Origin of the sequence: Kaistia terrae, from assembly GCF_026344005.1 — a bacterium.
GTDB classification, from domain to species: Bacteria; Pseudomonadota; Alphaproteobacteria; order Rhizobiales; family Kaistiaceae; genus Kaistia; species Kaistia terrae.
The window spans coordinates 902,466-912,758 of record NZ_JAPKNH010000002.1; the positions used below are offsets into that span (position 1 = coordinate 902,466).

Annotated in this window: 10 protein-coding genes; 6 read left to right on the forward strand and 4 right to left on the reverse strand. The window is 64.0% G+C overall.

The genetic code is table 11. From position 1 onward, the window contains the following. Window positions 1–614 precede the first annotated feature (614 nt). Complete coding sequence (locus OSH12_RS09400) at window positions 615–1,628, reverse strand: hypothetical protein (RefSeq protein ID WP_266343253.1); 1,014 nt, start codon at window positions 1,626–1,628, stop codon at window positions 615–617. A gap of 250 nt (window positions 1,629–1,878) precedes the next feature. On the opposite strand from OSH12_RS09400, the gene OSH12_RS09405 reads away from it, so the two are divergent. Next, window positions 1,879–2,457, forward strand: a complete 579-nt coding sequence (locus OSH12_RS09405; RefSeq protein WP_266343254.1) for a nitroreductase family protein — start codon at window positions 1,879–1,881, stop codon at window positions 2,455–2,457. A gap of 155 nt (window positions 2,458–2,612) precedes the next feature. On the opposite strand, the gene OSH12_RS09410 is transcribed toward OSH12_RS09405, so the two are convergent. Beyond that, window positions 2,613–3,395 carry an NAD kinase gene (locus tag OSH12_RS09410; RefSeq protein WP_266343255.1) on the reverse strand — a complete coding sequence of 261 codons (783 nt, stop codon included), beginning with the start codon at window positions 3,393–3,395 and terminating at the stop codon, window positions 2,613–2,615. A gap of 121 nt (window positions 3,396–3,516) precedes the next feature. Then, a complete protein-coding gene (locus tag OSH12_RS09415) occupies window positions 3,517–4,221 on the reverse strand; it encodes a fumarylacetoacetate hydrolase family protein (RefSeq protein ID WP_266343256.1) in 705 nt (234 codons plus the stop codon). A 177-nt stretch (window positions 4,222–4,398) separates the two neighbouring features. Between OSH12_RS09415 and purU the strand changes: the two genes are divergently transcribed. Next, window positions 4,399–5,259 (forward strand): formyltetrahydrofolate deformylase, encoded by an 861-nt coding sequence (purU, locus tag OSH12_RS09420; RefSeq protein ID WP_266343257.1) that lies wholly within the window; start codon window positions 4,399–4,401, stop codon window positions 5,257–5,259. Beyond that, on the forward strand, window positions 5,231–6,157 hold the full coding sequence (folD, locus tag OSH12_RS09425) for a bifunctional methylenetetrahydrofolate dehydrogenase/methenyltetrahydrofolate cyclohydrolase FolD (RefSeq protein WP_266343258.1): 927 nt from the start codon (window positions 5,231–5,233) through the stop codon (window positions 6,155–6,157). Before purU ends, folD begins: the two co-directional genes overlap by 29 nt. A gap of 176 nt (window positions 6,158–6,333) precedes the next feature. On the opposite strand, the gene OSH12_RS09430 is transcribed toward folD, so the two are convergent. After that, a complete protein-coding gene (locus OSH12_RS09430) occupies window positions 6,334–7,233 on the reverse strand; it encodes a DMT family transporter (RefSeq protein WP_266343259.1) in 900 nt (299 codons plus the stop codon). 424 nt (window positions 7,234–7,657) lie between these two features. Between OSH12_RS09430 and OSH12_RS09435 the strand changes: the two genes are divergently transcribed. From OSH12_RS09435 to bcsN, 3 genes are all read left to right on the forward strand, one after another. Beyond that, the gene (locus OSH12_RS09435; RefSeq protein WP_266343260.1) at window positions 7,658–8,611 is read left to right on the forward strand and encodes a UDP-glucuronic acid decarboxylase family protein; all 954 of its coding nucleotides are present in this window, start codon (window positions 7,658–7,660) and stop codon (window positions 8,609–8,611) included. After that, on the forward strand, window positions 8,608–9,027 hold the full coding sequence (locus OSH12_RS09440) for an HIT domain-containing protein (RefSeq protein WP_266343261.1): 420 nt from the start codon (window positions 8,608–8,610) through the stop codon (window positions 9,025–9,027). The genes OSH12_RS09435 and OSH12_RS09440 overlap by 4 nt, the downstream gene beginning before the upstream one ends. A gap of 337 nt (window positions 9,028–9,364) precedes the next feature. Next, window positions 9,365–10,252, forward strand: coding sequence for a cellulose biosynthesis protein BcsN (gene bcsN, locus OSH12_RS09445; RefSeq protein ID WP_266343262.1), 888 nt, complete (start codon window positions 9,365–9,367; stop codon window positions 10,250–10,252). Window positions 10,253–10,293 lie beyond the last annotated feature (41 nt).

Sequence of the window (10,293 nt, forward strand, 5' to 3'; positions counted from 1 at the left end):
TATTTCCAATATCCGGCTACGGGCTGCCAGTAAATCTATAGTAATAGACGATTGGTGAAGCCGCATGACTCGCATGCTTGTCTTATCGGTATGACTGACGTGAAGGGAGCTCAGCCAGGTTGGTCGGCCCGCAAATCGGAGAATTGTTTCAAAATTCGCTATTGCGCGAAATTTTTGCCAGCAATCGGCTGCGTTGAATTATGGCTAGATTGAGACACTTAATTCATCATATGAAATGGAGCGCAACAAGACGTTATGGTTGTGTCCTGGTGTAACGAAGTTGTGACAGTACGCGAGGCTCGGTAAAATATAACGGGACTCTATACTTCCGCCATGGAAGGACTTGATCCGCCAGAGGCTTTCCGGGAGCGCGATGCTGTAGACGTCGGGATCCGCCGTGGTGTCGTCGTGATCGCCGTCACAGGCTTCGCGCATCACGAGCGCTAGCCGCTCAAGTAAATCCGAACGGATTCGCGCTAAGTCTTTAGTCTAGTGCGGATCCGACTATCGGTCAGGAAGCGCAGGCGCAGGGCCTGGCTGAGCTCGCCAGAAGGGCATTTTAGCCGTGCCGCGAGAGGCGCTGGTCCGCCTGGGCCGTCCGGCTTGGCGGCAGCCTACTTGGCCAGGACCTCGACTTCGCGGTTGAGACCGGGCTCGACCTTGAAGTTGCGCTCGTGGATCTGGTTGTCGTGCTTGGCGATGGCGGTGTAGTCGCCGATCGCCAGGATCACGTCGGGGAAGGCGCCGGCGCTGTCGAAAACCGTTTCGCCGGCGGGTGTCATCACCGTCCAGGAGGTGTTGGCAAGCGCTTCGCCGCCGCCTTCCGACACCAGCTTGAGCGTGATGCGGGCGGCCTGGTGGAACATGCGCACTTCGGTCAGCTTGCCGGCCTCGACGACGATGTCGGCGCGGGCGATGGCGTTGGCTTCGCCGTAGCGGCTGACAATGTGATAGGTGCCGGCATTCAGGCGGACGATCTGGTAGTCGCGCAGCGCCGGCACAAGCGGCGAGCGTTCTTCGCCACCCGAGCTGTCGCCTGGAAAGATGTCGAACTTGACGAGATTGGGCAGGGGGGCGAGGTCCTTGCCGACCAGCGCATCGAGCTTGAGACCGCCGGCATTGAGCACGAGGGTTTCGTGCTCGTCGCCGCCGCCGACGCTGATCCGCTTCATGCCGCCGGCTCGGCCATAGGCGGCATGAATGACATATTCGCCGGCCTGAAGGGGCAGGCTCACCGTGCCGCCTTCGGTTTCGCGCACGAGCGAAAGCTTGCCGTCCTTGCCGGGCTTGCTGGAGAAGACGCGCCAGACGATGCCCTTGGGGATGCTGGGGCCGCCGTCGAGCAGCTTCGCTTCCAGCATGAGGCCCGGCTGGGGCCGGGTTTCGGTGGCTCTTGGACTTACCGCTACAGGCTTGCCCGGCTTCAGCAGGGCGGCGGGGTCGATCTGGTCGGGCAGCAGAGGGGCGAGAGAGAGCGGGTCCGAAGGGGCGGCGCCATCGGGAATGTCGGCGGGCGGGATCGGCGGCGCGTCCTGCGCCTGCGCGGGCAGGGTGGAAACCGCGAAAATGACGGCCATGGCGGTTCCCGCCATCCGGACCTGCTGCATCCACCAGTTTGAAGCGTTCACGCGCACATCTCGATCCAGTCCCGAACGATCCTTCCGGATGTCCGTTAGAGCCCGATCAGCATGGCGATTTCAAGACCAGCGCATTGGAAATCGACCCTCCGCAGCCTCGGAAAGCCTGCGAATCCACGGGGGTTGCAATGGCAGCGGATTCATCCGATGTCTGCTGCAGCTAGACGCGCCTTGTCATCGATGGCAAGCCGCCCGCCAACTCCTCCCGTCTTTCCTGTTCGCGGATGCCAAGACAGACACGATGACAGACACAATTTCGCTTCTGAAGACACGACGTTCGTTCCCATCCATGAACCTCGTCGAGCCCGGCCCGACGCCGGAGCAATTGACTGAACTCCTGACCATTGCCAGCCGCGTGCCGGACCACGGCAAGCTGGCGCCTTGGCGCTTCATCCTGTTCCGGGGCGATACGCGCACAGAGGCCGGCGAGGCGACGGCGGCAGTGCTGCTGAAGAACCGTCCGGATCTCGACGAGAAGTCGCTGGCGCACGAGAAGAACCGCTTCCTGCGCTCGCCGCTGGTCGTGGCCGTCGTCAGCCGCGCAGCGCCGCATGCCAAGATCCCGGAATGGGAACAGTTGATGTCGGCCGGCGCCGTTGCGATGAACCTGATCGTCGCCGCCAATGCCATGGGTTTCGCGACGCAGTGGTTGACCGAATGGGTCACCTATGACGCCGAGGCTCGCCGCGTGATCGGCCTGGCCGAGACGGAGAAGCTGGTCGGTCTGGTCTATGTCGGCACGCCCAACACCGAGCCGTTCGAGCGTCCGCGCCCGTCGCTCGCCGACATTGTCAGCGAGTGGACGCCTCCGGTAGTCTGATCGCCAAAGCTCCGTCATTCCTCGCGAAAGCAGGGATCCATTCAGCCGAAGCCTTGACCGGAATAATCCCGATGCCTCGGCTGTATGGATCCCGGGTCTCCGTCCGGGATGACGGCGCGCGTGTGGGAAGCAGCAGCGGCTGGGTGGTCCGAGCCTCAGTAGCGGAACTGCTCTGCCAGAATGCGGTCGTCCCAGCTGTGGCCGGGGTCGAACAGGATCAGGCTCTTGGTGCGGCGATCCTGCTTGATGGCGATTTTCATCACCGACTTGATCTCGGTATGGTCGGCCACCGCGTTGACCGGGCGCTTTTCCGGCTCCAGCACCTCGATTGTCACGGTCACTCGATCCGGGATCAGCGCGCCGCGCCAATGGCGGGGCCTGAAGGCGCTGATCGGCGTCAGCGCCAGCAGCGGCGCATGGATCGGCAAAATCGGTCCATGGGCGGAGAGGTTATAGGCTGTCGAGCCCGCTGGCGTTGAAACCAGCACGCCGTCGCCGATCAGCTCTTCCAGCCGGACCCGGTCGTCGATCGAGATGCGCAGCTTCGCCGTCTGGTAGGATTGGCGAAACAGAGACACTTCATTGATGGCGAAGGCGCGATGCTCGTTGCCGCTGGCATCGTGGGCATCCATGCGCAGCGGATGCAGTGTCGAGGGGATCGAAGCGGCGATGCGCTCGCGAAGATCGTCTTCGCGATATTCGTTCATCAGGAAGCCGACCGAGCCGCGGTTCATGCCGTAGATCGGCTTGCCGGAATTCATGAAGCGATGAAGCGTCTGCAGCATGAAGCCGTCGCCACCCAGCGCCACGACGATGTCGGCGGCCTCGGGGTCGACACCGTCATAGCGCGCCGAGAGACGCGTCTGCGCCTCGTTCGCGTCCGGTGTCCCGCTGGCGATGAAGGCGATCGCCCCTTGCCGCACTGGTTCGATCGCCATGATTTCCTCCCGGTCGCGACGGATCGCGTCCGTATTGCTGTTGACCGGGCGTACCATGCCGCCCGGGCGTTTCCAAACCGTTGAGAGTGGCAGACCCCGTCAGGGGATCTGAAATTCCCCGTCAGTCGATCCTTACTTCGAGCTGTCCGAGCCCTTCGATGGCGCCGACGACGACATCGCCGCGCTTCAGTTCGCCGACGCCGGCCGGCGTGCCGGTGAAGATCAGGTCGCCCGGGGCCAGAACGAACCAGCGTGACAGATGGGCGATGATCTCCGGCACCGACCAGATCATGTCGGAAAGGTCGCCTTCCTGGCGGGGGTCGCCATTGACGGTCGCGGTTAGCTTTCCTGCCGCCGGATGACCGACCGTCGTGGCAGGCAGGATCGCGCCGAGCGGGGCAGAATTGGCAAAGCCCTTGGCGGTCGCCCAGGGCCGGCCGCCCTTCTTGGCTTCCGCCTGCACGTCGCGGCGGGTCAGGTCGAGGCCGATCGCATAGCCATAGACATGCGATAGCGCATTCTCGGCCGCGATGTCGCTGCCGCCATGCGCCAACGCCACAACCAGCTCGACCTCATGATGGAGGTCGGCGGTCAGGGGCGGGTAGGGGGCGGGCTTGCCTGCCTCGACGATATCGTCCGGATTCTTCTGGAAGAAAAAGGGCGGCTCGCGGTCGTCATGTCCCATCTCGCGAGCGTGAGCGGCGTAGTTGCGGCCGACGCAATAGATCCGGTGAACGGGGAAGCGGTCGGTCGAATCGCGAACCGCGACGGAGACACGCGGCAAGGGCGGGACGACATAGCTCGGTTCGATGGGGCGGTCGGTCATGACGATTTCCTGCAGACGGGGCCTGCACTCTGTCCCGAGCCCACAGGACGGCGCAAGCGTTTCGGCGTTTTCCCTCATGCGACGCAGTTGTCAGTTGCGGCGCGGCGATGTGGAGGATAGTGCTGCGCGCCTGCGGAGCCCGTCTTCGTCGCATCCAGATCGAGGTTAGTCACAACCATGTCCGTCGAACCCGCGCGTTTTGTTCTCACCCTGTCGTGCGGCGATCGTCGAGGTATTGTCGCGGCCGTGGCCAACTGCATTGCTTCGCAGGGCTGCAACATCGTCGAGAGCGCGCAATATGGCGATCCGGACAGCGGTCGCTTCTTCATGCGCGTTTCGTTCTCTGGCCTGCCTGACACCTCGGTCGAGAGCTTTGCCCGCGGCTTCGAGCCGGTGGCGACCGCGTACGATCTGGATTGGAAGCTGCATGACCTGAAGGTCAAGCCGCGTGTCCTTATCCTCGTCTCGAAGATGGGGCACTGCCTGAACGACCTGCTTTATCGCAATTCGATCGGCCAGATCCCGATGGATCTCGTCTCCGTCGTTTCCAATCACGAAACGATGCGTCGCCGCGTCGAGGGCGAGGGGCTGCCCTATCATTACATTCCGATGGATGGCCGCACCAAGGCCGAGCAGGAAGGCGAGATCCTCGCCCTGATCGACGAACAGAAGATCGATCTGGTCGTGCTCGCCCGCTACATGCAGGTGCTGTCGGACGACATGTCGGCCCGCCTCGCTGGCCGCGTCATCAACATCCACCATTCCTTCCTGCCGAGCTTCAAGGGCGCCAAGCCCTATCACCGCGCGCATGAGCGCGGCGTCAAGTTGATCGGCGCGACGGCGCATTACGTCACGGCCGAACTCGACGAAGGCCCGATCATCGAACAGGATGTCGGCCGCGTCGATCACGCCATGTCGGCGGAGACGATGATCGCCATCGGCCGCGATATCGAGAACACAGTGCTGGCCCGCGCGGTCAAGTTCCACATCGAGCATCGGGTCCTTCTCAATGACACACGGACAGTCGTCTTCCGCTAAGGCCGCCGTCATCGACGGCAAGGCGGTTGCCGCCGAGATCACCGCCAAGGTCGCGGTCGAGACCGGCCGCCTGATCGAGGCCGGAGGTTTGGCTCCCGGCCTCGCCGTCGTGCTGGTCGGCGACGATGCCGCCAGCCAGGTCTATGTCGGGGCCAAAGGGCGCAAGGCGAGCGAACTCGGTTTTCACTCGGTCCAGCACACGCTGCCTCTCTCGACCAGCGAGGCCGAAGTATTGGCCATCGTCGAGCAGCTGAACCGCGACCCGGCGATCCACGGCATCCTCGTCCAGCTGCCGCTTCCCCGGCATATCGACACGTCGAAGGTGATCGAGGCAATCGATCCGGCCAAGGACGTCGACGGCTTCCACCCGATCAATGTCGGCCGACTGGCGATCGGCGAACGCGACCGCGCGCTGGTCTCCTGCACGCCGGCCGGTTGCCTGCTGCTGGTCAAGCGCGTGCTCGGCGACGATCTCGCCGGCAAGGACGCGCTCGTGATCGGCCGCTCCAACATCGTCGGCAAGCCGATGGCGCAATTGCTGCTGCAGGAAAGCTGCACCGTGACGGTCGCCCATTCGCGCAGCCGCGACCTGCCGGAGCTGGCGCGCAAGGCGGACATCATCGTCGCCGCGGTTGGTAGGCCGGAGATGGTTCGTGGCGACTGGGTCAAGCCCGGCGCTGTGATCATCGATGTCGGCATGAACCGTATTCCCGCGCCCGAGCGCGGCGAGGGCAAGACCCGCCTCGTCGGCGATGTCGCCTATGACGAGGCGGCGGCGGTAGCGAGCGCGATCACGCCGGTTCCCGGCGGCGTCGGCCCGATGACGATCGCCATGCTGATGGCCAACACGCTGACGGCCGCCTGCCGCGCTGCCGGCAAGCCCGAGCCGAAGTTCTAGGGGCGCTCGTCGATTGGCGCGGGGCTTTCTTCACCTCTCCCTGAGGGAGAGGTCGGAGCGAAGCTCCGGGTGAGGGTTTAGGAAACCATCCGGTGAGGCCGTAAACCCTCACCCGCCGCACTGCGTGCGTCGACCTCTCCCTGAGGGAGAGGTGAAGGGAAGGCTTCGGCTCGACCCTACCGCCCTTGGCGGGCGCGTTTGCGCTCGCGGTGCATGATGTAGAGGCCGCTGGCGATCACGATCGTCGCGCCGAACACCATGATCGGGTCGACATGCGTGCCGAACAACAGCGCGCCATAGAGGATCGCCCAGAGGATCATCGAATACTGCATCGGCGCGATGACCGAGGCCGGCGCCAGCGACAGCGACTTCGCCACGCAGAACTGCGCGCTGCCCATGAACAGGCCCGTGCAGGCGAACAGCGCCATGTCCGGCCATGTCGGCATGCGGAAGGTAACGATCATGCCGGGCAGGCCGACGACGATCAGCCCTGTGACGACCGCCAGCACCATGACCGCATGCTGCTCCTCGCGCGCGATCCGGCGCATCACCAGCACGGTGAACGAGCCGAGGAAGGCACCGGCCAGCGCCGCCGCATGGCCGGCATTCAGCGCCTCGAAGCCGGGACGCACCATGACCAGGATGCCGAGCAACCCGACCAGCACCGCACCCCAGCGATGCAGTCCGACGCGCTCGCCCAGGATCGGGATCGACAGCATCGTCACGAAGATCGGCGTGCAGAAGGCGATCGAATAGCTCTCGGCCAGCGGCAAACGTGAAAAGCTGTAGAAGCCGAACACCGTCGCGCTGCCGGCGAGCAGGGCGCGCAGCACGACGAGGCGTGGGTGGCGGATGCGAAGCGCTTGGAAGCTGCTGTTTCGCAGGATCATCACCGTCAGCGGGATCAGCGCGAACAGGGCCTGGGTGACGATGATCTGGAAGACGGAGTAGCGCGCCGTCAGAAGTTTGACCATCGCGTCGCTGGTGGCGAACAGGATGTTGCCGGAGAGCGCGATCAGGATGCCGGCGACGACGCGTTCGGCGTGGTCGTTGGTGGTGGGCAGCACAGCCGTCATCGGCTTCCGCTCCTGTGAAGCGGGATAGAGCGGTTCATCGTTTCATGGAAACGCCGAACGGCTCCAACTCTCTGTCTGATCGCGCTTTCTCCACGCGAACCGGTACCCACTTCGTTCGAAAGCGCTTTAATCCAGCGCGCGTCAACAACGACGCGACGCTTCTCGGCAAGGATAGACACGACGGCCTCGGGTGGTGTGCGGGTGACAGACCGGCTGGAGAGACTCACCAGCCATGGTTGCAAGCCAATGCAAGACCCGCCCGGTGACGGAATCAAGGCGTATTCGCGCCGATTCGGGGCCAGTATGATGATGTTATGATGTTGTTGAGCGCCTGTGGCGGAAAAGCCCGGTCAAGGGGGCATCGGCCGCATTGGCGGGCGGGTTGCAAGCGCTAGTATGGCGCTCACGAATCGAAGGGGCCCCCATGCATTCGAACAAGCGAATTCTCGTCACCGGCGGCGCAGGCTTTCTCGGCTCGCATCTGTGCGACCGGTTGCTGGCGCGCGGCGACGAGGTGCTCTGCGCCGACAATTTCTTCACCGGCTCCCGTCGCAATGTCGAGCATCTGATCGACCACAAGCGCTTCGAGCTGATGCGCCACGACGTGACCTTTCCGCTCTATGTCGAGGTCGACGAGATCTACAATCTCGCCTGTCCGGCCTCGCCGGTGCACTACCAGCACGATCCCGTGGCGACGACCAAGGTCAGCGTGCATGGCGCGATCAACATGCTGGGGCTCGCCAAGCGCGTGAAGGCGAAGATCCTGCAGGCCTCGACCTCCGAGGTTTATGGCGATCCGTCCGTGCATCCGCAGACCGAGGACTATTGGGGCAACGTCAACCCGATCGGCATCCGCTCCTGCTATGACGAAGGCAAGCGCTGCGCCGAGACGCTGTTCTTCGACTATTGGCGCCAGCACCAGCTGCGCATCAAGGTGATGCGGATCTTCAATACCTATGGTCCGCGCATGCACCCGAATGACGGGCGCGTCGTTTCCAATTTCATCGTCCAGGCGCTGCGCGGCGAGGACATCACCATTTATGGCGAGGGCGACCAGACGCGTTCGTTCTGCTATGTCGACGACCTGCTCGACGGCATGATCCGCCTGATGGATACGGGCGACGAGGTGACGGGACCGATCAATATCGGCAATCCCAACGAGTTCACCATCCGCCAGCTGGCGGAGCGGGTGATCGCCTTGACCAATTCCTCGTCGAAGCTCGTCTTCAAGCCCTTGCCTTCCGACGATCCGCGCCAGCGCCAGCCCGATATCGGCCTCGCGCAGCGCGTGCTTGGCTGGCAGCCGACCATCGAGCTGGATGAGGGTCTCGGCCACACGATCCGCTATTTTGATGCCCTGATGAAGGAAACCGCATGAGCACGGCGTTCGCGGTGGCTCCCCAGATCGAGGCCGACAGCGTTCTGATTGCCGAGTGGTCGCTCTCCCAGCTCCGGCTGATGGACGACCGGCGGTTTCCCTGGCTGCTTCTCCTGCCGCGCAAGCCGGGGCTGGAGGAGTGGACGGAGCTCGACGACGGCGAACTCGCGGTTCTCGCGGTCGAGATCAAGCGGGCAGGGGCGGCGCTCGCCGCCGTCGCCAGCTTCGACAAGCTGAATGTCGGCGCGCTCGGCAACATCGTCCGCCAGATGCACGTCCACATCATCGGCCGGACGGTTGGCGATGCCGCCTGGCCCGGTCCCGTCTGGGGGAAGGGTGCTCGGGATCCCTATCCTTCGGATGAGCGCGAGGCGCTGGTCGCGCGTTTGCAGGCGACCCTGGCAACCGTCGCCTGAGCCCTGCGTTCGGAGCCGGACACGAGGTGAAGCCGGCTCCCGCAAGGTTTTGCAGTTATTTGCATTTTTGACGTAAATTCTTTTTTGCTGCGGCGCGGGATTAACGGCGGTTAACCACGTCTCGCTAACCGTTCGTTAACCATGCCCGGAAGAGATTGCATCAGGGACCCTTGGCTGTTTGCGGTCGGATCGATCGGCTGTTCAGCAGTCGAGCGGATCCAGATAGGTCCGACAAGGCAATGGCGGGCGTGAGGCGATCGATGCAACGAAATTCAGTTAAGTCGAACAACCGACAGCATCCCGACGCGCGCGTCCGCGGCCGGGGCGATGTCGCCCGATGACCTCCACGAGACGCCTTGCCTCGATCCGCTGGTTTGGTTGCGCGCTGGCCCTGGCAGGCCTCGCCGGCTGCGGCAGCGTCGGCAAGGATATCCAGTCCGGTTCCATTGCCACCCGCGCGCCGATCGAGAAGGCTTTCGTCGACATGCCGCCGGGCGGTCCCGGCGTTGTCGGTGTCGTCGAGCGCCATTTCGCCAATTCGACCACGCAGGAAATCATCCTCTCCAACCGCTCGAACACGCCCGGCCAGAACATGGTCACGGCGACGCTGTTCGGGCCGGTCAAGTCGGTGACGGGGCCGGAAAACCTGCAGTCGAATCCGGCCATCAGCCTTTCCGCCATCGGCGGGGAAATGCGCCAGGCGATGCCCGGTGTGTCGATGCGTGTCTCACCCTATTTCGCCCAGAGCCGCTACGGCTCGTTCGGCTATGCCATGGGCACGTCGCCCCAGGGCGACAACTGCATTTACGCCTGGCAGCGCATCCGCACCCCCGATCTCGATTCGAACATGACTATCGGCCAGGGCACGATCACGCTTCGCCTGCGGCTCTGCGAGCCGGGGATGAGCGAGGAGAACCTGCTCGCGGTCATGACCGGCATGACGATCAGCTCCTACGTCATGGCTTCCAACTGGAATCCCTATGGCGGCGCGCCGCCGATTCCCGCGCATCTCGGCCAGCTTGGCACCACCGTCGTGCCGACCACGCCCATCACGCCGCCCGTGACGCCGCAACTGGCGCCGGCGCCGGCTCCGGTCGCTGCTGCCCCGGTTCGGCGCGCTGTGCGCAGGGCGCCTGTCGAGGTGGCTCCCGCGGTCGAGGCGGCTGCGCCCGAAGACTCCGGCCGCTTCGAAGACTACGCCCCTGTTCCGCCACCCCAACTTTGAGCAGTCACATGTGGCGCAACCCAGCATCTCCGCGACAAGCA

What these genes read in the sequence shown, in the direction of transcription:
- OSH12_RS09405 (WP_266343254.1), top strand. Translation starts at nt 1,879, where the DNA reads ATGACAGACACAATTTCGCTTCTGAAGACACGACGTTCGTTCCCATCC.
- OSH12_RS09410 (WP_266343255.1), bottom strand. Translation starts at nt 3,395, where the DNA reads ATGGCGATCGAACCAGTGCGGCAAGGGGCGATCGCCTTCATCGCCAGC.
- OSH12_RS09415 (WP_266343256.1), bottom strand. Translation starts at nt 4,221, where the DNA reads ATGACCGACCGCCCCATCGAACCGAGCTATGTCGTCCCGCCCTTGCCG.
- purU (WP_266343257.1), top strand. Translation starts at nt 4,399, where the DNA reads ATGTCCGTCGAACCCGCGCGTTTTGTTCTCACCCTGTCGTGCGGCGAT.
- folD (WP_266343258.1), top strand. Translation starts at nt 5,231, where the DNA reads ATGACACACGGACAGTCGTCTTCCGCTAAGGCCGCCGTCATCGACGGC.
- OSH12_RS09430 (WP_266343259.1), bottom strand. Translation starts at nt 7,233, where the DNA reads ATGACGGCTGTGCTGCCCACCACCAACGACCACGCCGAACGCGTCGTC.
- OSH12_RS09435 (WP_266343260.1), top strand. Translation starts at nt 7,658, where the DNA reads ATGCATTCGAACAAGCGAATTCTCGTCACCGGCGGCGCAGGCTTTCTC.
- OSH12_RS09440 (WP_266343261.1), top strand. Translation starts at nt 8,608, where the DNA reads ATGAGCACGGCGTTCGCGGTGGCTCCCCAGATCGAGGCCGACAGCGTT.
- bcsN (WP_266343262.1), top strand. Translation starts at nt 9,365, where the DNA reads ATGACCTCCACGAGACGCCTTGCCTCGATCCGCTGGTTTGGTTGCGCG.